The organism is Yersinia sp. 1252 StPb PI (assembly GCF_048593885.1).
GTDB classification, from domain to species: Bacteria; Pseudomonadota; Gammaproteobacteria; order Enterobacterales; family Enterobacteriaceae; genus Yersinia; species Yersinia enterocolitica_E.
Window position 1 is genome coordinate 22,590 of sequence record NZ_JAZGQE010000017.1, and the last position, 23,182, is coordinate 45,771.

The window sequence follows — 23,182 nt, forward strand, 5'->3', positions numbered from 1 at the left end:
TTATTGGGAGGTGCCTATGCTCAATCAAGAACTTGAACTCAGTCTCAATATGGCTTTCGCCAGAGCGCGTGAGCACAGACACGAGTTTATGACCGTGGAGCACCTATTGCTGGCATTGCTAAGCAATCCGGCTGCGCGGGAAGCGCTGGAGGCGTGTACGGTTGATCTGGTAGCGTTACGCCAGGAGCTGGAAGCGTTTATCGAACAAACCACACCAACATTACCTGTTAGCGAAGAAGAGCGTGACACCCAGCCTACGCTCAGTTTCCAGCGCGTGTTACAACGTGCAGTTTTCCACGTCCAGTCCTCTGGGCGCAATGAAGTCTCGGGTGCCAACGTGTTGGTCGCCATCTTCAGTGAACAAGAGTCTCAGGCGGCCTACCTGCTGCGTAAGCATGATGTCAGCCGTCTGGATGTAGTGAACTTTATTTCCCACGGCGCTCGTAAGGACGAACCGGGTCAAGCACCGAATGCAGAAAACCCGGTAAATGAAGAGCAGGCAGGAGGGGAAGACCGTATGGAAAACTTCACCACCAATCTGAATCAACTGGCTCGCGTGGGGGGCATTGACCCACTTATCGGTCGCGACAAAGAGCTGGAACGGACTATTCAGGTATTGTGCCGTCGGCGTAAAAACAACCCGCTGTTGGTCGGAGAATCCGGTGTCGGTAAAACGGCTATCGCGGAAGGCCTGGCCTGGCGTATCGTGCAGGGCGATGTTCCTGAAGTGATGTCGGAATGCACTCTGTACTCACTGGATATCGGTTCACTGCTGGCCGGAACCAAATACCGTGGTGACTTTGAAAAGCGTTTCAAAGCGCTGCTGAAACAGTTAGAAAATGACAAAGACAGCATCCTGTTTATCGATGAAATTCATACCATTATCGGCGCAGGTGCTGCCTCCGGTGGGCAAGTGGATGCAGCTAACCTGATTAAACCACTGCTTTCTAGTGGCAAGATCCGGGTCATTGGCTCTACCACTTATCAGGAATTCAGCAATATCTTTGAAAAGGATCGCGCACTGGCACGGCGTTTCCAGAAAATTGATATTACTGAGCCGACACCGGAAGAGACCGTTCAGATTATTAACGGCCTGAAACCGAAATATGAAGCACATCATGATGTGCGTTATACCGCGAAAGCGATACGCGCAGCGGTGGAGTTGTCGGTTAAGTATATTAATGACCGCCATTTACCGGATAAAGCCATTGATGTGATTGACGAGGCTGGTGCTCGTAGCCGCCTGATGCCACTTAACAAACGTAAGAAAACTGTCAATGTGTCGGACATTGAATCCGTGGTGGCTCGTATCGCCCGTATTCCTGAGAAGACCGTCTCTGCCAGTGATCGCGATGTGCTGAGAAATCTGAGTGATCGGCTGAATATGTTGGTATTCGGTCAGGATAAAGCTATTGATGCGCTATCCGAGGCGATCAAAATGAGCCGCGCAGGATTAGGGCATGAGCATAAGCCGGTCGGATCGTTCCTGTTTGCTGGCCCAACAGGGGTAGGTAAGACGGAAGTTACGGTGCAATTGGCCAAAGCACTGGATATCGAACTGCTGCGTTTTGATATGTCTGAATATATGGAGCGCCATACTGTTAGCCGCCTGATTGGTGCGCCTCCGGGTTATGTAGGTTACGATCAAGGTGGTCTGTTGACCGATGCGGTTATCAAACATCCTCATGCAGTTCTGCTGCTGGATGAAATTGAAAAAGCCCATCCAGATGTGTTTAACCTGTTACTACAGGTGATGGATAACGGCACTCTGACGGATAACAATGGGCGTAAAGCTGATTTCCGTAACGTCATTCTGGTGATGACCACCAATGCTGGTGTGCGTGAAACGCAACGGACCTCAATTGGTTTTAAACAGCAAGATAACAGCACTGACGCACTGGAAGAGATCAAAAAAGTGTTTACCCCGGAATTCCGTAACCGGTTGGATAACATTATTTGGTTCAACCACTTATCACCTACCGTTATTCAGCAGGTGGTCGATAAATTTATCGTTGAGTTGCAGGCGCAGTTAGATGCTAAAGGCGTATCACTGGAAGTCAGTGAAGAAGCCCGTAATTGGTTATCTGATAAAGGCTATGACAAAGCGATGGGTGCACGACCAATGGCGCGGGTGATTCAGGAGAATCTGAAGAAACCACTGGCAAACGAGCTGTTGTTTGGTTCTCTGGTTGATGGTGGCTCGGTCACTGTTGGGCTGGATAAAGAAAAACAACAACTGGCTTATGAGTTTCAGAGTGCGCAGAAACGCAAAACTGAAGGTGCCGTTCATTAAATGTAAGATGTCCGAAATAAGTGGCGTTGCAGTCGATGGCAAATGAAAGATTCCCGATGAGCGAGTATTGAGTGATTCGGGGGATATCGGCGTTACACGGCTACTGTGTCAAGTATACCGGGCAATAAAAAAGGGCGATAAGCTATAAACTTATCGCCCTTTTTGTTTTCCACAATTAGTGACTTTTGCATTTTGCTGTTGATTTCACGATGAATAAACCTACTCAATCGATAAAAAAAAGAAAACGCAAAACGCCCTTGCCATAAATGGGAAGGGCGCCGGAGGGGGACTACATCCTCAGAGCTCGCCAGTCTTAAACTGGCGACAGATTAGCCGATTAACGGCTACGGAAGACAATGCGGCCTTTGCTCAGGTCGTACGGGGTCAGCTCTACAGTGACTTTGTCACCCGTCAGGATGCGGATATAGTTTTTACGCATTTTACCGGAGATATGAGCGGTTACCACGTGCCCGTTTTCCAATTCAACGCGGAACATGGTGTTCGGCAGCGTATCAAGAACGGTGCCCTGCATTTCAATATTGTCTTCTTTGGCCATCGAATCCTCTAGGTGTTACTACCTTAGTTTTTAACCGGCAAGATAATGCCGAAAAACCCACATTATGTAAAGAAGTGTTGGCGGTCATCGCACCATTTCAGCAAAATTAGTCTGCCGGTAAGAGGGGATAAAGCCTAATGTGGGGTACTTTCTCAACGGTTGATCTTTACTGCATCGCGGATGAAAAATTCAACGATTGCGGTAACCAGCATTCAGCCGGTAGTGGACTAAACTGGAGTTGACTCAACTGCTGCATAAAAAAGTTTCGTGGGATCTCAATCGCACCCAGCGACGCAGTGTGAGCGTTGAGGACCTGACAGTCAATCAGTTCTCCACCTTGACGGGTAAAATGATGACAAAAAACCATTAATGCGCTTTTTGAAGCATTGTCAGCTCGGCTAAACATCGATTCTCCGCAAAACAGTTTACCCACTGCAATGCCATATAATCCGCCAACCAGTTCATTTTCCAACCAAACTTCAACTGAGTGCGCGTGCCCTAATGCATGTAATTGGCAATAAGCTTGCTGTACATCCTCGCCAATCCACGTCCCCTCATCACGTTGCGCAGCACAAGCGCTGACCACATCGGCAAAAGCATGGTTAAGTGTGAGGCGATAAGGACAACGGCGCAGAAAGCGGCGCATGCTGCGGCTAATATGCAAATCTTCCGGGAATAACACCGCGCGCGGGTCCGGCGACCACCATAGGATCATCTCTCCGGGGCTAAACCAAGGAAAAATTCCCTTCTGGTAAGCTGCCAGCAGGCGAGGAGCGGCTAAATCGCCCCCAAGAGCCAGCAAACCATTAGGTTCGCGCAGAGCCAGCTCAGGTGAGGGGAATGCAAATGACTGAGAAGATAGCTGTGTAATGCGCATAAATCCCCCTGATGATATCTTCAGGCTCATAGCCTTCGTACTTGAAGCCACAGCGTTGTTAGCTGCTACGCTAAGTTCGCTGGGTATAATAAATAACAATGAATACCACTTTTTCTTCAGTGGTTTTTATTCATATTAGCGCGAATTATGCTAATTACCTGCTCGCATCAGGTGACTCATTCACAATTCACGCAGCCCAGTGTTCAATGGCGTTGATGGAATTGGTAATAGCGCCCTTTGTGTTGCAATAAACTGTGGTGATTGCCTTGCTCGACTATCTTGCCACCATCCATCACGCAGATTCGATCCATATATTCCAGACCGTATAAACGATGAGTGACCATGATCAGGCTCTTGTGCTGACAGTGTTGGCGCAGCAGAGCCAGAATTTGTTGTTCTGTTTCAGCATCTAACCCTTCGGTAGGTTCATCAAGTAGCAAAAGAGGCGCAGGATGTAGCAAGGCACGGGCAATTCCTAAACGACGCTGTTCACCGCCAGAGAGTGGCCGGCCGCCATCCCCCATCCAGGCATTCAGTCCCTCACTATTATCAAGTAAGTTGGCTAACCCGACGTGTTCCAAAACTGTTTTCAACTGTGCATCAGACGCCGTAGGGCAAGCCAGCAACAGATTTTCACGTAATGTACTGCTGAAGACATGTACCCGCTGGCTGACCACTGTCATCATCTGGCGCAAGGTATTTTCGTCATAATTGGCCAATGGTTCCCCATTAAGCGTGATACTGCCTTGGCTGGCATCCCAGGCCCGGGTTAATAATTGTAACAGTGTGGATTTTCCACAGCCTGTGCGCCCAAGTAGCGCAATATGCTCCCCTGCGGCCAGTGACAGCGATATATTCTGCAAAACGGGTAAGGGCTGCTGTGGGTAGGTAAAACTCAACCCTGTCACTTCTAGCGCCACCTGTGCGGCCACCTCTGGACCATTGGTCGGGAATGTCACTTCAGGCTGTTGTTCCATCAATTGCGCAACGCGGGTCGCAGAAGCGATAACTTGTCCCAAGTGTTGGAATGCACCAGCCACCGGCAGCAAGGCTTCAAATGCGGCTAAAGAGGTAAAAACAAAGAGCGCCAGTAATGCGCCTGGTTGATTATTCCCGCCAATACCTCCAGCGGCGAGCCATAAAATTAGCGTGACCGTTAGGCCAGTAGCCAGAATCATTAGCGCCTGCGCTAAACCAGCCAAGGATGCTTGCTGTTGTTGGCGTCTCATCCAGCGTTGTTCAATATCCTGCAACGAGGCACGGAATTGCTGTAACGCACCGAATACCAATAACTCTGCCTGCCCCTGTAACCAAGAGGTCAGTTGCGAACGATAAAGACCACGCAGGTCCGTCAGGTCACGACCAATGGGCTTACCGGCACGATAGAAGATCAATGGGACGAGTAGTAATAACCCCAGCAGAATTGCACCGAGTGTCAGGGCCAGATTGACATCCAGATAGCTCAAACCAAACGTCACGGCAGCAATAATTGCGATGGCGGCCACCAGCGGTGAGATGACGCGCAGATAGAGATGATCGAGGGTATCAACATCGGCGACCAACCGGTTCAGCAGTTCACTTTGGCGAAAACGGGCAATACCGGCAGGGGAGAGTGGTAGGATCTTCTGGAAAGCGAAGACCCGCAGATGTGCCAGTACACGGAATGTCGCGTCATGGCTGACAACTCGCTCTGCGTAGCGGCCCGCCGTACGGGTAATTGCGGCCCCTCGGACACCGGCAGCCGGTAGCAAGTAGTTAAACGTATATAATCCAGCAGGGCCAGCGATGGCGGTACCCGCAAGGAACCAACCTGATAATGTCAGCAAGCCGATACTGGCCAGCAGCGTGACAATTGCCAGCACGATACCCAGACAAATCAGGAACCAATGGCGGCGATACAACGCCAAAAAAGGAAGAAGTACGCGCATAATTAAAGCTCCTCACTGCGATGGGACAGCAGATTGGCAAATGAACCGTCAGACTGGCTGAGGGTGGAGTAATCACCTTGCTGAATCAGAAGGCCACTATCCATTACCCAGATTTGATCATAACCCAGCGTATCTTCTAACTGATGGGTAACCAGTAGCGTCGTCTGCCTGCGAGAGGCTTCCTCTAGTGCTTTCATCACCAATTGTTCACTGTGAGCATCAAGGCTGGCGGTGGGTTCATCCAGCAGCAATAAGCGGCACGGATTCAGTAAGGCGCGGGCAACGGCAACACGTTGCGCCTGCCCAACGGAGAGACGTGCAGAATGGTCGCCGACTTCAGTATTCAGCCCTTGTGGCAAATCAGCCAGGAATTCATTGATATAAGCACGCTCTACCGCCTGTTGCAATTGGCTGTGTGACGCATCTGGCTGGCCCAGCAAAATGTTGGCCGCCAGCGTCTGTTCCGGCAAATGTGGGTTTTGGCCAACCCAGCTTAATTGCCTACGCCACGCTGGTGCTTCCAGTTCGCGTAATTCAACCCCGTTCACTTTCAGTGAGCCGCGATAGGGTAAAAAGCCCAGCAGCAGGTTGAGTAATGAACTTTTACCTGCGCCACTCAGACCAACAATGGCAACGCGTTTGCCTGCGGGTAATAAGAACGTCAACGGTCCGGCCAACCGGGTGCCATTAGGGGCCAGAATTTCCAGTTGGTCGGCTTCTAGGGTGATAGCTTGGTTACCCGGCAGCACTTGGTCACCTTGGCCAATCGCTTCGCCTTCACTACTCAAAAATGTGACCAGCGATTCTGCTGCGCCAACTGCCTGAGCTTTTGCGTGGTAAAACGTGCCTAAATCTCTCAGCGGTTGGAAGAATTCAGGGGCCAGGATCAATACCAGAAAACCCGCAAACAGGGTGACGCCAAAACCATAACTACCAAAATTCAGTTCACCCAAATAGGAAAAACCAAAGTAGACGGCAACCACGGCAATAGAGATGGCGGCGAAAAACTCTAATACGGCTGAAGATAAGAATGCCATACGCAGCACTTCCATGGTGCGGCGGCGGAAATCTTCTGAGGCATCACGAATTTGGTCGGTTTCTGCTTTAGCGCGGTTAAATAACCGTAACGTGTCTAATCCGCGTAAGCGATCAAGGAAGTTGCCACTCAACCGTGCCAGTGCGACAAAGTTACGCCGATTGGCGTCGGCGGCACCCATCCCGACCAGTGCCATAAACAGCGGGATCAATGGCGCGGTGACAAACAAGATCAAACCTGCCGCCCAGTTGATAGGGAAGACGGCAATCAGGATAAGCAATGGAATGAATACGGCCAGATACATCTGTGGCAGATAGCGGGAGTAGTAGTCCTGCATATCTTCAATTTGTTCCAGAATGATGGTTGCCCAACTGCCCGCGGGCTTACCTTTCACCCACGCAGGGCCGAGCTGTTCTAATCGGTCTAAAACGACATTACGGATCTGCTGGCGAACTTTCATTCCGCAGATAAATCCCACCCGTTCGCGCAACCAACTGATCACGGCGCGCAATGCAAAGGTTCCGGCCAGTAGCCAAAAATCAGCAGTCAATGCCGATCGGGGGAGTTGGTCGATAATCAGAGATTGCAGCAGGGTGGCCAGTAACCATGCCTGAGCGATGATCAATAACCCGCTGAGGAGGCCAAGTAACATGGACAGGCGGAGCCAACGTTGCGCGGGGGCGCTTTGTTTTTTCAGCCAACGAATCAACTCATACTGTCTTGTTTTATTCATCAGGCAATTTATCTGCGCAGGGAGCTAGAAAATATCAAAAAGTGTTTGTCACCGTTGACGGTGGCAAACTCGCGAAAGGCAATATTACCTTGTCATGACGAGAGGTGAAACCATTAGGTTGTGATAGTCGCCGCATTCCACAACAGGAGTAATTTACTGTTTTTAATTGGGATGCGGGCGAGTGAAAATAAAAAACGGGTGGTTCACTTATCGTAAACCACCCGCCACATAGCGCTTGGATCCCCATGCGGAATCGTTACTTATCGTTTACTAGCCCATCCAGATAGCGTTCTGCATCCAGTGCCGCCATACAGCCGGTACCGGCGGAGGTAATTGCCTGGCGGTAAATATGGTCCATAACATCGCCTGCAGCGAACACACCCGGAATGGAGGTTTGTGTGGCATTACCTTGCAGACCTGACTGAACTTTGATGTAGCCGTTTTCCAGTGCCAGTTGACCATCAAAGATGGCGGTATTTGGGCTGTGGCCAATCGCAATGAAGACGCCAGCAACAGCAATCTCTTCTGTCTCACTGTTTTTGGTGGATTTAAGGCGGACACCGGTGACACCCATGTCATCACCCAAAACTTCGTCCAAGGTGCGATCAGTGTGCAATACGATGTTGCCGTTTTTTACTTTTTCCATCAGGCGATCAATCAGGATTTTCTCTGAGCGGAAGCTATCACGACGATGAATTAAATGAACTTCAGCTGCGATATTCGCCAGATACAACGCCTCTTCAACCGCAGTATTACCGCCACCGACTACCGCCACTTTCTGATTCCGATAGAAGAAACCATCACAAGTCGCGCAGGCAGAGACCCCTTTGCCTTTGAAGGCTTCTTCTGACGCCATTCCCAGATAGCGGGCAGAAGCCCCTGTAGCAATAATCAGCGCGTCACAGGTGTACTCAGCACCATCACCAAACAGGCGGAATGGGCGATTTTGCAAATCCACGCTATTGATATGATCGAATAGAATCTCTGTTTGGAATTTTTCTGCATGCTCATGCATCCGCTCCATCAGAGCAGGGCCAGTCAAGCCTTCAGGATCACCAGGCCAGTTCTCCACGTCGGTGGTGGTGGTTAACTGACCGCCTTTCTCCATTCCGGTAATCAATACAGGTTTCAGGTTGGCGCGTGCAGCATAAACCGCCGCAGTGTAACCCGCAGGGCCAGAACCCAGAATAATCAATTTGCTATGTTTAGCCGTGCTCATGAATACCTCTTTCCCACAATGGCGGACAATGTTAGCGATTGTAGGGAAAATTGGGCATTAAAAAAAGCAGACAAAAATGTTGTTAGCGATTTGTTTGATAGGTGATGCCTATTTAATGAACTAAATGTATTAAGAATCGGCAGTTAGCGGTGAAGCGACGTCAGGCTACGGGCAAATTGGACCCAAATTAATTTTTACGTTACGCGCCAACTCGCGCTGAAAAGCTTTGACCCTATAAAACATGTGGCTTGCAAGCCGATTGAGCAAAAAATAGCCATGACACTAAACCACCTTTTTGCACCATTTTATAGCAAATTTAGGGCGAAAAAATAGCTAAGGGAAACACTCTGGGATTTTAATTCTGGCACGTTCTACTGATTTAACTTCTTTTACTTTGACAATCGGCTGTGCATTTGCGAAAACATCAGTGGAAGAAGAAATTATCTGCGCGCCATAAATTTCAGATTTGGTATCAGTGATGCCAAGCGAAAACCCTGGAACGTTTTCGATTAATGCTGGATGGCGTGTGAAGTAAGTTCTCGAACAACTGTAGGGGGGAGTTTCTACGGCGGTTCGTGATGTGCTATCTCTTCCTCAACGCTAATAATCATCGAGTACCTCGCATACAGTTGGACAGACAGGGTGTGAGATAACAACGTGTTGATATATTTGCATAAAACAGGCTGCGGGTCGTTGTCTGTAGCAGGCTCGAAGTATAAGCACGATGAGAGCATGTCACAGACTCAAGGAAATTAAGAGAGACTATAAGATGATAGATAATAAAAAACGCCCGGGGAAAGAGCTTGATCGTATAGATCGTAACATCCTGAATGAATTACAAAAGGATGGGCGTATCTCTAACGTTGAGCTTTCAAAACGAGTAGGATTATCACCAACACCATGTTTGGAACGGGTTCGCCGCTTAGAGCGTCAGGGCTTCATCCATGGTTATACAGCACTGCTTAATCCACAGTATTTGGATGCGTCGCTGCTGGTTATCGTTGAGATTACTCTGAATCGTGGCGCTCCGGATGTGTTTGAGCAATTTAATGCCGCTGTTAAAAATCTTGAGGAAATTCAAGAGTGTCACCTGGTTTCCGGCGATTTCGACTATTTGTTGAAAACCCGCGTACCTGATATGTCTGCTTACCGTACATTACTCGGTGAGACCTTGCTTCGCCTGCCGGGCGTCAATGACACCCGTACCTATGTGGTCATGGAAGAAGTGAAGCAGAGTAACCGCCTAGTCATTAAAACGCGGTAAACAGGCAGGTGCAAAACCTGAGTAATTTGGTTACACTCCTGTTTATTCATACAGTTTCAACGCCGGGAGGGTTCTCGGCGTTGTCACTCATACCAGTTAACAGGAACCTGGAGAGCCTTTCTTGAGCCAGGAATATACAGAAGATAAAGAAGTTACCCTGAAAAAACTCAGCAGCGGGCGTCGTTTACTTGAGGCGGTTTTGATTGTGGTGACAATTTTGGCAGCCTACCTGATGGCGGCGCTGCTCAGTTTTAATCCTTCGGACCCAAGCTGGTCCCAGACTGCATGGCACGAGCCTATCCACAATCTTGGTGGGGGTATTGGTGCCTGGATGGCCGATACACTGTTCTTCACCTTTGGTGTTTTGGCTTACGCAATCCCTGTGATTATGGTGATGTTGTGCTGGGCGGCTTTCCGTCAGCGCGATGCCAATGAACACGTCGATTACTTTGCTCTTTCTTTACGCCTGATTGGCACATTAGCCCTGATTTTAACGTCATGTGGCCTGGCTGCATTGAATGTTGACGATCTTTATTACTTTGCCTCTGGTGGGGTAATTGGCAGCTTGTTCAGTAATGCCATGTTGCCGTGGTTCAATGGTGTCGGGGCAACACTGACATTGCTCTGTATCTGGGCTGTTGGCCTGACGCTGTTTACCGGCTGGTCATGGTTGGTCATTGCTGAGAAAATTGGCGGGGTGGTCTTAGGCTCACTGACATTTATGACTAATCGCTCACGTCGTGAAGAACGCTATGACGATGAAGATGACGATTATCAGGTTGAAGATTCCGACGTTGCTGAACAAGAGCAGGGGGCGGCTTCAAATAAAGCGCTAGCAGTAGGCGCGGCTAGCGCCGCACTTGCGGCATCTGCGGCTCATGCTGACGACGACGTGCTATTCTCCGCGCCATCAGCAACCGACGCCATCGCCAATGTGCCTGAGCCGGCCTTATCCCCAGTGCCTGGGTCCAATGGCGACTATGATCCTCTATTAAGCAGCCTGCGGGCAACAGATGATGACTATCAACCTGCTCCTGGGGCGATAGCCGAGTCTGTTAGCAGCCATAGCACGGCACCGATGACGGCTAACTCGACAGCGACACCGCCGTTATATTCGTTTGAAATTCCGCAAGAGACGCCATCACCAGTTCAGACTCGTGTTGCCACGCCTGTTGAGCGGCCAGAGCCACAAATGGGGGCATGGGATGTACCACCTGCACCTGTCAGCCATTCGCCGTTCGATTTCTCAACAGCACAGCGCCATAGTGATCAGGTCGATAGCGTTCCTAATACGAACACTGGTTTTGGCCGTGCCCTTGATGGTTTGGCCGCAGTAAGTTCGGCCAGTGATCCACTGATTAGTGACCCGTTTATCAATAGCAGCTTGTCAAATAACCCATTGTCTCATCACGGTTTGTCGGGAACAGCCATCGCCGCTGCGAGTGCAGCAGCGACGTTTATGCCAGCATTTACTGCTACTAGTGACACCGGTTCTCAGGTAAAACAGGGCATCGGTCCTGAGTTACCACGGCCTAACCCAGTGCGTATTCCAACGCGGCGTGAGTTGGCCTCTTACGGTATCAAGTTGCCTTCACAACGTATGGCGGAGCAGGAACAACGCGAACAAGAAGCGCAAAATCCTCAGGTTAATGCAGCGTCGTTCGACAGCGAGCCGCTATCAGAAGATGATGATGCGTTGCAGCAGGCTATATTGCGTAAAGCGTTTGCCGACCAGCAGTCCGAGCGTTACGAGCAATCATCAGACGCAGGGGGTAATACGTTCACCGCCCCTGAGCCAGAAGATGAGCAAGCTTTAGAAGAAGCCGCATTACGGCAGGCATTCGCAGCACAACAACAGCATCGTTATGGGGCGGTTCAGCACCAAGACGCTATTCATCACCAAGACGCTACTCATCACAAAAACAGTGCCGCAGAAGGAATGCAGCCTGTTGATATCCGCCGCGCCTATACATTCTCGCCGGTCGCAGATCTTGTTGATGATAGCCCTCGTGAGCCCTTGTTTACGCTTTCTCCCTATGTCGATGAAGGGGAATCCACCGCTTCTCCAGACGCTATTTCGCCTGAGCAACCAGCGCAATATCAGCAGCCATCAGTGCATCAAACGCATTCAGGGCAAGTCACATCGGTGCCAGCACCCTATACGCAGTCTGCGGCAACGCCTACTTATGCACCGACAACAGCACATGCTCCGGTAATAGCCCCGTCTGCTGTTGAGCCAACAATACCGGTACCACCTGTCGCCCCGGTGCAACCAACGCCAGCAATGGACAGCTTGATTCACCCGTTCCTGATGCGTAATGATCAGCCGTTGATTAAACCGACCACACCACTGCCTACGCTTGATTTACTTTCTTCTCCGCCAGCGGAGGAAGAACCCGTTGATATGTTTGCTTTAGAGCAAACGGCTCGTCTGGTTGAAGCACGTTTAGGTGATTATCGGGTAAAAGCGGAAGTAGTGGGTATTTCTCCAGGGCCAGTCATTACTCGCTTTGAGTTGGATTTGGCTCCAGGTGTTAAAGCGTCGCGCATTTCCAATCTTTCCCGCGATTTGGCCCGTTCTCTATCAGCTATCGCCGTGCGTGTAGTGGAAGTTATTCCGGGCAAACCTTATGTCGGACTTGAATTGCCGAATAAGCATCGTCAAACGGTCTACCTGAGGGAAGTGCTCGACTGTGCCAAATTCCGTGATAACCCTTCTCCGCTTGCTATTGTGCTTGGTAAAGATATTGCCGGGCAGCCGGTGGTGGCAGACTTAGCCAAAATGCCACACTTGCTGGTGGCTGGTACTACCGGTTCTGGTAAGTCGGTTGGGGTGAACGCGATGATCCTCAGTATCTTGTATAAAGCTACACCGGATGAGGTGCGCTTTATCATGATTGACCCGAAAATGCTGGAGTTATCGGTGTATGAAGGCATTCCTCATCTGCTAACCGAAGTGGTTACCGATATGAAGGATGCCGCGAATGCATTGCGCTGGTGTGTCGGTGAGATGGAACGGCGCTATAAATTGATGTCGGCGCTGGGCGTGCGTAATCTCGCAGGCTATAACGAGCGCGTAGCTCAGGCTGAAGCTATGGGGCGGCCAATCCCTGACCCATTCTGGAAGCCATCCGATAGCATGGACATCTCACCGCCGATGCTGGTGAAACTGCCTTATATCGTGGTGATGGTGGATGAGTTTGCCGATTTAATGATGACAGTGGGCAAAAAAGTTGAAGAGCTGATAGCACGTCTGGCACAGAAAGCCCGTGCTGCCGGTATCCATCTGGTGCTGGCTACCCAGCGCCCATCGGTAGATGTCATCACCGGTTTGATAAAAGCTAACATTCCAACCCGTATCGCATTTACGGTTTCCAGTAAAATCGACTCACGGACTATCCTCGATCAGGGCGGCGCGGAATCACTGCTGGGGATGGGGGACATGCTGTATATGGCTCCAAACTCTTCGATTCCGGTACGTGTGCACGGTGCCTTTGTCCGTGACCAGGAAGTGCATGCCGTGGTTAATGATTGGAAAGCTCGAGGTCGTCCTCAATACATTGAGAGCATTCTTAGTGGTAGTGAAGAAGGGGAAGGCGGTAGTCTTGGATTGGACAGTGATGAAGAGCTGGACCCACTATTTGATCAGGCCGTGAACTTTGTGTTAGAGAAGCGCCGGGCGTCAATTTCTGGCGTGCAGCGCCAATTCCGTATTGGGTATAACCGTGCTGCACGTATTATCGAACAGATGGAAGCCCAGCAGATTGTGAGTACGCCGGGCCATAATGGTAATCGTGAAGTGTTGGCCCCGCCGCCACATGAATAGTCATATTTTGCTCTGAGGAAGTTAACATATACCCAATAGATTTCGAGTTGCAGGTAGGCGGCAACGAAATGAACCCAAGGAGTTGAGATAACTCAATGAGTTGGGTGACAAATCTGTCAGGAGCAGATTTGAACGCTGCTTGCCGCGGCCTCGCAGAGGCGAGGTCCATGGACGGGCCGAGTAGTGATGGCAGCCAACACCCCTGCATCTTGAAAGATGACGAGTATAGACAGGGCCGCTTTGCGGCCCTTATGCAAAGAAGCATAACCCCGTATTTATCAGAGAATTTTATAAGGTATTTAGAATAATGAAAAAACTGCTTGTTGCTTGCTGTCTGTTATCGGGTTTAATTTCAGCTTCAGTTCTGGCGGATGTCAGTACCGATTTGCAAGGTCGTCTGAGTAAGGTGAACAGTTTTCATGCTAATTTCTCGCAAAAAGTGACCAGCGCTGATGGCGCGACGGTGCAGGAAGGTGAAGGGGAGCTGTGGGTGAAACGGCCAAATCTGTTTAACTGGCATATGACCTCACCGGATGAAAGCGTACTTATCTCAGACGGGGAAACCTTGTGGTTCTACAACCCTTTTGTTGAGCAGGCCACGGCAACCTGGTTGAAGAATGCAACCGGTAACACCCCGTTTATGCTGATTACCCGCAACAACCCGGATGACTGGAAACAGTACAATGTTAAGCAGAAAGGTGATGATTTTGAACTGACACCTAAAAGTGCCAGCGGTAATCTGAAGCAATTTGCCATTACAGTTACGCCAACGGGGACTATCAAGAGTTTTACTGCGGTTGAGCAAGATGGGCAGCGCAGTGCTTACACCCTGAAAGGCCAGCAAAATAGCTCGGCTGACGCCAGCAAATTTAAATTTACCCTACCAAAAGGGGTGACGCTGGACGACCAGCGGCAGTGAGGTTTGTGTGAGTAATATGTCCCTCGACTTTTCCCAAAATGAGTTTCAGCCACTGGCCGCGCGGATGCGGCCTTTGACGTTGGATCAATATATTGGTCAGCAACATTTGCTGGCACCGGGTAAACCGCTACCACGGGCAATCGTTGCGGGGCAGTTACACTCCATGATCCTCTGGGGGCCACCTGGAACGGGCAAAACCACATTGGCCGAAATTATTGGTCGTTACGGTCAAGCTGATGTGGAACGCATTTCTGCCGTGACCTCCGGTATTAAAGAGATTCGTGAGGCCATCGAACGCGCACGGCAAAACCGTGATGCTGGTCGGCGCACTATCTTGTTTGTTGACGAAGTCCATCGTTTCAATAAAAGCCAGCAGGATGCTTTTTTGCCGCATATTGAGGATGGCACTATTACCTTTATCGGTGCTACGACTGAAAACCCCTCGTTTGAACTGAATTCGGCATTGCTCTCCAGAGCGCGGGTTTATTTGCTTAAGGCATTAACCGCCGCAGATATCGAGAAAGTGATCGATCAAGCGATGTCAGACGGCAGCCGTGGCTACGGTGGGCAGAATATCAAACTGCCGGACGAGACCCGCCGCATGATGTCGGAGCTGGTTGGTGGTGATGCTCGTCGCGCGTTAAACAGCCTTGAGATGATGGCAGATATGGCAGAAATAGATGCCAACGGGGTGCGAGTATTAACCCCTGATTTGCTGAAAGAAGTGTCTGGCGAGCGGAGCGCCCGTTTTGATAACAAAGGTGATCGTTATTATGATCTGATCTCGGCGGTGCATAAATCCATTCGCGGCTCGGCCCCGGATGCGGCGCTATATTGGTATGCGCGTATTATCACCGCAGGGGGGGATCCCCTTTATGTCGCCCGCCGTTTATTGGCTATTGCCTCGGAAGATGTCGGTAATGCGGATCCACGCGCCATGCAAGTGGCTATATCAGCGTGGGACTGTTTTACTCGAGTCGGTCCGGCAGAAGGTGAAAGGGCGATTGCTCAGGCCATTGTTTATCTGGCTTGTGCACCAAAAAGTAATGCGGTTTATTCCGCGTTTAAAGCAGCGATGCAGGACGCGCGTGATAAGCCTGACTTTGATGTGCCAGAACACCTACGTAACGCACCGACCAAACTGATGAAAGAGATGGGGCTTGGGGCGGAGTACCGATATGCCCATGATGAACAGCATGCTTATGCTGCGGGTGAGAACTATTTCCCGCCAGAAATGGCCGCGACTCGCTACTATTCACCCTCATCCCGTGGTCTGGAAGGTAAAATCGGTGAAAAGCTGGCATGGTTGGCTGAGCAGGATCAAAATAGCCCGATAAAACGCTACCGCTAGTCTTGCTGTTGCGGTAAGGTTAGCGCTATATGGTAAGTGGCTGTTTATACCGCTTATGTCATGAAATTCTCCTTTAATAACCATTATGCCCAAAATAGTTGAAGTGGCAGGTAGGCAGCAAGTAAGCGAGTCTCGATGAGTTTACTGAGGTAAGTGATTCGGGTGAGAGAACGCTGCTAATACCGCTGCAACTTCAAAGATGAAAGGCATTCTATAACTACAAGCACAGGACTAGCATGCTCGATCCCAATATGCTGCGCAATGAGCTAGACGCAGTCGCCGAAAAACTTGCTCGCAGAGGTTTTAAACTTGATGTTCAGATGTTGCGCCAACAAGAAGAGCGCCGCAAAGTTTTACAGGTTGAAACAGAAAGTCTGCAAGCAGAACGTAACTCCCGATCGAAATTGATTGGTGCGGCCAAGGCGCGTGGCGAAGATATCGAGCCATTACGTCTGGAAGTAAATGCGCTGGGTGAAAAGCTGGATGCGGCTAAGGCCGAGCTGGACAAACTGCAAAACGAAATCCGCTTACTGGCGTTGTCTATTCCTAACCTGCCGGATGATTCTGTCCCTGTGGGTAGAGATGAGAAAGACAATCTTGAAGTCAGCCGTTGGGGTGAGCCGCGTAAGTATGATTTTGAAGTGAGAGATCACGTCTCGCTGGGCGAAATGGCCGGTGGCCTTGATTTTGCTGCCGCAGTGAAGCTGACCGGTGCGCGTTTTGTGGTAATGAAAGGGCAAATAGCCCGTATGCACCGTGCGTTATCCCAGTTTATGCTGGACCTGCATACCGAAAAACACGGTTATCAAGAAGCTTATGTTCCTTATCTGGTTAACCATGCCACTTTGTACGGTACTGGCCAGTTACCTAAGTTTGGTGAAGATTTATTCCACACCAAACCGCTGGAAGAAGAGTCAGATAGCAGTAACTATGCACTGATTCCGACCGCTGAAGTGCCGCTGACCAATCTGGTACGCGATGAGATTCTGGAAGAAGACACTCTGCCATTGAAAATGACGGCCCATACCCCATGCTTCCGTTCTGAAGCGGGTTCCTATGGTCGTGATACCCGTGGCTTGATTCGTATGCATCAGTTCGACAAAGTTGAGATGGTGCAGATTACTCGCCCGGAAGATTCGATGGAGGCACTGGAAGAGTTGACCGGTCATGCAGAGAAAGTTCTGCAATTACTGGACTTGCCATACCGCAAAGTGCTGCTGTGTACTGGTGATATGGGCTTTGGTTCCAGCAAGACTTACGATTTGGAAGTATGGCTGCCAGCGCAGGATACTTACCGTGAAATCTCTTCCTGTTCTAACATGTGGGATTTCCAGGCGCGCCGTATGCAAGCTCGTTGCCGCAATAAAACCGATAGAAAAACCCGTTTAGTTCATACCCTGAATGGTTCTGGTTTGGCGGTTGGCCGCACCCTGGTTGCAGTGCTGGAAAACTACCAGCAGGCAGATGGCCGAATTGAGGTTCCAGAAGTATTACGCCCATATATGGGTGGCCTGGACTTTATCGGTTAATAACATACGGATTAATCACTAATCCAATATGCAGAAAGCGCCTCAGGGCGCTTTTTCTTTTTGGCGTATAGCCAGAGTAAAGGCTGAAGATTGTCAGTAGGTGCTTCCAACATATTGTGCTATCCCCTCCCGCGCAGTAATTGACTTTTATATCGCCGGTGGCATGATGCGCTCACTTTTATCGTCCCGACGGCTCCTGTCTTATTATGTCCGCATATTCTCGCCCGGTTCTGCTTCTGCTCTGTGGGCTTTTGCTGTTTACGATTTCTATCGCGGTGTTAAATACATTGGTTCCCTTATGGTTATCTCATCAACAATTGCCAACCTGGCAGGTGGGGATGGTTAGCTCGTCTTATTTTAGTGGGAATCTGGTTGGGACATTGATTGCGGGGCGCTTGATCCAGCAATTTGGATTTAATCGCAGCTACCATTACGCCTGTTTTTTATTTGCGTTGGCGACTTGCGGATTAATGCTATCAGTGGATTTCTGGAGTTGGCTGGGATGGCGCTTTTTGGCGGGCGTCGCCTGCGCTCTGATTTGGGTCATTGTTGAGAGTGCGTTACTGCGTAGTGGCACGTTAACCAATCGTGGGCAACTGCTGGCGGCTTATATGATGGTCTATTATCTGGGAACCGTCACCGGGCAATTATTATTAGGTGTCGTGTCAACGCAATTACTCAATGTTATCCCTTGGGTCAGTACATTGGTCATTACGGCCATGCTGCCGCTGTTGTTTGCCCACTTCTCGCATCAGGGTAGCAGTGAGTCCTCACACATTGCCATTTGGCCGATGCTTAAGCGCCGTAGCGCTCGCCTGGGTATTAATGGCTGCATTATCTCAGGGATACTGTTAGGTTCGCTCTATGGCCTGTTGCCGCTCTATCTATCACATCAGGGCATGAGTGATGCCAGCGTTGGATGGTGGATGGCTTTACTGGTTAGCTCAGGCATTATCGGTCAATGGCCGATAGGCAAAATGGCGGACCGTTATGGTCGTTTACTGGTGCTGCGTATTCAGGTGTTTGTCGTCATCCTCGGCAGTGTAGCCATTTTAGGTAATTATGCCCTGGCTCCGGCATTATTTATTCTGGGATGTGCCGGTTTTACCCTTTATCCGGTCGCCATGGCCTGGGCGTGTGAAAAAGCCAGTGCTGATGAGTTAGTGGCGATGAATCAGGCATTACTGATGAGTTATACCCTCGGCAGCCTGACCGGCCCAACCATGACTTCGCTGCTGATGCAGCGCTATTCCGATAATTTACTGTTTATCATGATAGCCGCTGTCGCCTTAGTGTATTTGATGATGTTGCTGCGTAAGCCAGGTAAACAACAGACCCCTTACGCTGCCATATAACAACCAAAAAAATACCGCCAGTGGCATAACTCAATTTGGCGGTATCTATGGGGATGCGTTAATTAACTGACTACGCCCCCCTTCTTGTTTGAAGTTGCCGCACCATTAGCTGCTTGCAACTGTAATGACTTAATATATTACTTTGTGACCATAGCTTTCGAGAATGCCTTTCACCCGATCCATGATCTCTGCGGTAGGGGGCTTCACCCCATCCAGTTTGTATTCTTCACCCATGGCGACCCATTTGTGCTTACCCAACTCATGGTAAGGCAGTAATTCGATTTTCTCGATATTGGTCATGTTCTGGGTAAACTCGCCTAACATGTGCGCCGATTTATCATCATCTGACCAACCCGGCACCACCACATAGCGGATCCAGGTTTTCTGGTTACGTTTTGCCAAGTAACGGGCAAACTCCAGTGTTCGATGATTCGATACCCCCACCAGATTCTGATGCACACTGTCATCCATCTGTTTTAAATCCAGCATCACTAAATCTGTGGCATCAAGTAACTCATCGATGACCGGATCATAACGGCGTACAAAACCATTGGTATCCAGACACGTATGGATACCAACTTCATGACACGCACGAAACCAATCGCGCACAAACTCGGCCTGCAAAATAGCTTCGCCACCTGATGCAGTCACACCGCCGCCAGATGCATTCATAAAGTGGCGATAGGTGATGGCTTCTTTGACTAATTCTTCAACGGTAACTTCTTTACCGCCGTGGGTATCCCAAGTATCACGGTTATGGCAATACAGGCAACGCATCAAGCAGCCCTGGAAGAATACGATAAATCGGATACCCGGGCCGTCAACAGTGCCACAGGATTCGAATGAGTGAATACGACCAAGTACTGACATAGCAGGATTTCTCCAACGCTGGATGAATAAAGGCCCCACTAAAGTGGAGCCTTTAAGTTTATGCCATTTTACTGCGGCAGGGAATTATATCGACTGTGTAAAGGTACGAGTAATTACATCCTGCTGTTGTTCTTTGGTCAGCGAGTTGAAACGTACTGCGTAACCCGATACACGGATAGTCAACTGCGGATATTTTTCCGGGTTTTCCATCGCGTCTAACAGCATTTCACGGTTCATTACGTTCACGTTCAGGTGTTGACCACCTTCGATGGACGCTTCGTGATGGAAGTAACCATCCATCAGACCGGCCAGGTTAGCTTTACGTACTTCGTCATCTTTGCCTAATGCGTTTGGCACGATAGAGAAGGTGTAAGAGATACCATCTTTCGCGTAAGCAAACGGCAGTTTAGCAACCGAAGTCAGAGAGGCAACAGCACCTTTCTGGTCACGGCCATGCATTGGGTTAGCACCTGGACCGAATGGTGCACCAGCACGGCGACCATCTGGGGTGTTACCGGTTTTCTTACCATAAACCACGTTAGAGGTGATGGTCAGCACGGACTGAGTTGCCACTGCACCACGGTAAGTACGCAGCTTCTGAATTTTCTTCATAAAGCGCTCAACCAGGTCACAAGCGATATCATCAACGCGTGAATCGTTGTTACCAAACTGTGGATATTCGCCTTCGATGTTGAAGTCGATAGCCAGGCCGTCAGCATCACGGATGGTGCTTACTTTGGCATACTTGATAGCAGACAGGGAGTCAGCAGCAACAGACAGACCTGCAATACCACATGCCATAGTACGGTAAACATCACGGTCATGCAGTGCCATTAGCGCAGCTTCATAGCTGTACTTGTCATGCATGTAATGGATGATGTTCAGCGCGGTAACATATTGTTTAGCCAGCCAATCCATAAAGTGGTCCATGCGTTCCATGACTTTGTCATAGTCCAGCACGTCATCCATCATTGGCGCTTCTTTCGGGCCAACCTGGATCTTCATTTTTTCATCAACGCCGCCGTTGATTGCGTACAACATGGTTTTCGCCAGGTTGGCACGGGCACCAAAGAACTGCATTTGTTTACCGACAATCATCGGGCTAACACAACAAGCGATAGCATAGTCATCGTTGTTGAAGTCAGGGCGCATCAGATCATCGTTTTCATATTGCACAGATGAAGTATCGATGGAGACTTTAGCCGCATACTTTTTAAAATTCAGTGGCAGCTTTTCAGACCACAGAATGGTCATGTTCGGCTCTGGAGACGGCCCCATGGTGTACAGGGTGTTCAGGAAGCGGAAGCTGGTTTTGGTCACCAGAGTACGGCCATCAACGCCCATACCGGCCAGAGACTCAGTTGCCCAGATTGGGTCACCAGAGAACAGTTCATCATACTCAGGGGTACGCAGGAAGCGAACCATACGCAGTTTCATAACCAAATGGTCAATCAATTCCTGCGCTTCAATTTCAGTCAGCTTACCTTCTTTCATGTCACGTTCGATGTACACGTCAAGGAAGGTAGATACACGACCGAAGGACATTGCCGCACCGTTTTGGGATTTAACCGCAGCTAAATAGCCGAAGTAGGTCCACTGTACTGCTTCACGGGCGTTAGTTGCCGGACCTGAGATATCACAGCCGTATTTGGCCGCCATTTCTTTGATTTGAGCCAGAGCACGATGCTGTTCAGCAATTTCTTCGCGCAACTGGATAGTCATTTCCAGGTCTTTGCCGTTTTCCAAATCATCTTGCAATGAATTGAACTGAGCCAGTTTGTCTTTCATCAGGAAGTCGATACCGTAAACGGCTACACGACGATAGTCACCGATGATACGGCCACGGCCATAGGCATCTGGCAAACCAGTCAGTACACCAGATTTACGGCAGTTCAAGATGTCTTTGGTATAAACGTCGAACACACCTTGGTTGTGTGTTTTACGGTAATCGGTGAAGACTTTTTTCAGTTGTGGGTCAAGTTCACGACCATAAACTTTGCAAGAGCCTTCTACCATTTTAATGCCACCGAATGGGATCAGTGCACGTTTCAATGGTTTTTCAGTCTGCAAGCCAACGATGGTTTCCAGATCTTTATTAATATAGCCAGCATCATGAGATGTGATGGTTGCAGCTACGTCGGTATCGAAATCAACTGGCGCATGGGTGCGGTTTTCCAGTTTGATGCCTTCCATAACCTGCGCCCACAGTTTGTCGGTCGCATCGGTAGGGCCGGCAAGGAAGGACTCATCGCCTTCATAAGGGGTATAGTTCTTCTGGATGAAGTCACGAACGTTTACACCGTTCTGCCAGTCACCCTTGGTAAAACCTTGCCATGCTTTGGCCAATTTTTCATTAAGTTCGGTCATAATGCATCTACCTTTTAATGTTAATTTCTTCGAAAACCAGACGTAGCGGCCACATATTAATGTTGCTGGTCACCGCGCAGATAAATTACCCAATAAGTCAACCCAACCAATAATCCGCCACCAATGATGTTACCGATGGTGACTGGGATCAGGTTATCAATAATAAAGTTACTTACGGTTAAGTGAGCAAATTGCTCAGGTGTTGATCCTATGGATTGCCAAAACTCAGGCGAAGCGAAATTTTTAATCACAATGCCCATAGGAATCATAAACATATTTGCGATGCTATGCTCAAAGCCGCTGGCAACAAACATCCCCACCGGTAAGATCATTGCGAACATTTTATCCATTATGGTACGGCCGGAGTAACTCATCCATACCGCCAGACAGACCATCAGGTTAGCTAAAATACCCAAACACACTGCTTCAATAAAAGTATGGTGCAATTTATGGTCGGCTGTTTGCAAAACATTCAGACCCCATTGACCATTCGCCACAGTATGTTGGCCTGCGAACCAAATAAGACACACAAAGAACAGTGCACCGAACAGATTCCCAATATAGACATTAACCCAGTTACATGCCAATTGACGCCATGTGATACGGCCGCTGGCTTTAGCGACAGTTGTGAGTACGGTCGATGTGAAGAGATCACCCCCACACACCACCACTAACATTAGCCCCAGGGAGAAACAAATACCACCAACCAATTTGGCAAAGCCGAAAGGCACGCCAGCAGTACCGGTAGTCGCTGTAATATAAAAAACAAACGCAATTGAAATAAACACACCAGCAGTAATCGCTAAATAAAAGGTTTTTAGCGGATGCTTGGTGGCTTTATAGACACCGGCATCTTCGGCTACTTTAGCCATTGCCGCAGGTAATAATGCATCGAAGGGGTTGTCAGCTTTCACACTAACTCTCTCTTAAGGGTTAATAAAGCACAACGAGATACTAGCAAAGCAGTATAGCGTGAAAATTGATATGGATCATATTGCGCGAGTTTAGTTAGCTGTGAAACACCATAAAATATAGGGGTAATGCTATTAACTTATTGAA

At 49.4% G+C, this 23,182-nt stretch carries 15 protein-coding genes; 7 read left to right on the top strand and 8 right to left on the bottom strand.

Going from position 1 to position 23,182, the window contains the following annotated elements:
• Nucleotides 1–16 precede the first annotated feature (16 nt).
• Nucleotides 17–2,293: an ATP-dependent Clp protease ATP-binding subunit ClpA gene (clpA, locus tag V2A85_RS04665; RefSeq protein WP_050084965.1), complete on the top strand. Its 2,277-nt coding sequence runs from the start codon at nt 17–19 to the stop codon at nt 2,291–2,293.
• Between the two features lie 337 nt (nt 2,294–2,630).
• On the opposite strand, the gene infA is transcribed toward clpA, so the two are convergent.
• The 5 genes from infA to trxB form a co-directional block, all read right to left on the bottom strand.
• Nucleotides 2,631–2,849, bottom strand: a complete 219-nt coding sequence (infA, locus tag V2A85_RS04670) for a translation initiation factor IF-1 (protein ID WP_002211347.1) — start codon at nt 2,847–2,849, stop codon at nt 2,631–2,633.
• Nucleotides 2,850–3,015: 166 nt separating this feature from the next.
• A complete protein-coding gene (gene aat, locus V2A85_RS04675) occupies nt 3,016–3,726 on the bottom strand; it encodes a leucyl/phenylalanyl-tRNA--protein transferase (protein ID WP_083158424.1) in 711 nt (236 codons plus the stop codon).
• Between the two features lie 203 nt (nt 3,727–3,929).
• Nucleotides 3,930–5,654: a heme ABC transporter ATP-binding protein/permease CydC gene (gene cydC / locus V2A85_RS04680; RefSeq protein WP_420070958.1), complete on the bottom strand. Its 1,725-nt coding sequence runs from the start codon at nt 5,652–5,654 to the stop codon at nt 3,930–3,932.
• Nucleotides 5,655–5,656: 2 nt separating this feature from the next.
• Nucleotides 5,657–7,423 carry a heme ABC transporter permease/ATP-binding protein CydD gene (gene cydD / locus V2A85_RS04685; RefSeq protein WP_372559345.1) on the bottom strand — a complete coding sequence of 589 codons (1,767 nt, stop codon included), beginning with the start codon at nt 7,421–7,423 and terminating at the stop codon, nt 5,657–5,659.
• 256 nt (nt 7,424–7,679) lie between these two features.
• Complete coding sequence (gene trxB / locus V2A85_RS04690) at nt 7,680–8,642, bottom strand: thioredoxin-disulfide reductase (protein ID WP_372559344.1); 963 nt, start codon at nt 8,640–8,642, stop codon at nt 7,680–7,682.
• Between the two features lie 769 nt (nt 8,643–9,411).
• On the opposite strand from trxB, the gene lrp reads away from it, so the two are divergent.
• The 6 genes from lrp (at nt 9,412) to V2A85_RS04720 (ending at nt 18,886) form a co-directional block, all read left to right on the top strand.
• Entirely contained in the window at nt 9,412–9,906 is a 495-nt protein-coding gene (gene lrp, locus V2A85_RS04695) for a leucine-responsive transcriptional regulator Lrp (RefSeq protein ID WP_002211340.1), read from the top strand.
• A 121-nt stretch (nt 9,907–10,027) separates the two neighbouring features.
• Complete coding sequence (locus V2A85_RS04700) at nt 10,028–13,732, top strand: DNA translocase FtsK 4TM domain-containing protein (protein WP_420070959.1); 3,705 nt, start codon at nt 10,028–10,030, stop codon at nt 13,730–13,732.
• A gap of 307 nt (nt 13,733–14,039) precedes the next feature.
• On the top strand, nt 14,040–14,651 hold the full coding sequence (lolA, locus tag V2A85_RS04705; protein WP_083158429.1) for an outer membrane lipoprotein chaperone LolA: 612 nt from the start codon (nt 14,040–14,042) through the stop codon (nt 14,649–14,651).
• Between the two features lie 7 nt (nt 14,652–14,658).
• Nucleotides 14,659–16,002 carry a replication-associated recombination protein A gene (locus V2A85_RS04710; RefSeq protein ID WP_372569320.1) on the top strand — a complete coding sequence of 448 codons (1,344 nt, stop codon included), beginning with the start codon at nt 14,659–14,661 and terminating at the stop codon, nt 16,000–16,002.
• Between the two features lie 236 nt (nt 16,003–16,238).
• Nucleotides 16,239–17,531 (top strand): serine--tRNA ligase, encoded by a 1,293-nt coding sequence (serS, locus tag V2A85_RS04715; RefSeq protein ID WP_372559341.1) that lies wholly within the window; start codon nt 16,239–16,241, stop codon nt 17,529–17,531.
• 206 nt (nt 17,532–17,737) lie between these two features.
• Entirely contained in the window at nt 17,738–18,886 is a 1,149-nt protein-coding gene (locus tag V2A85_RS04720) for an MFS transporter (RefSeq protein ID WP_372559340.1), read from the top strand.
• A 129-nt stretch (nt 18,887–19,015) separates the two neighbouring features.
• On the opposite strand, the gene pflA is transcribed toward V2A85_RS04720, so the two are convergent.
• The 3 genes from pflA to focA all read right to left on the bottom strand — a co-directional run bounded on the left by pflA (nt 19,016) and on the right by focA (nt 23,037).
• A complete protein-coding gene (pflA, locus tag V2A85_RS04725; RefSeq protein ID WP_372559339.1) occupies nt 19,016–19,756 on the bottom strand; it encodes a pyruvate formate lyase 1-activating protein in 741 nt (246 codons plus the stop codon).
• Nucleotides 19,757–19,840: 84 nt separating this feature from the next.
• Entirely contained in the window at nt 19,841–22,123 is a 2,283-nt protein-coding gene (pflB, locus tag V2A85_RS04730; RefSeq protein ID WP_083158433.1) for a formate C-acetyltransferase, read from the bottom strand.
• Between the two features lie 56 nt (nt 22,124–22,179).
• A complete protein-coding gene (gene focA, locus V2A85_RS04735) occupies nt 22,180–23,037 on the bottom strand; it encodes a formate transporter FocA (RefSeq protein WP_050084953.1) in 858 nt (285 codons plus the stop codon).
• Between the last annotated feature and the right edge of the window lie 145 nt (nt 23,038–23,182).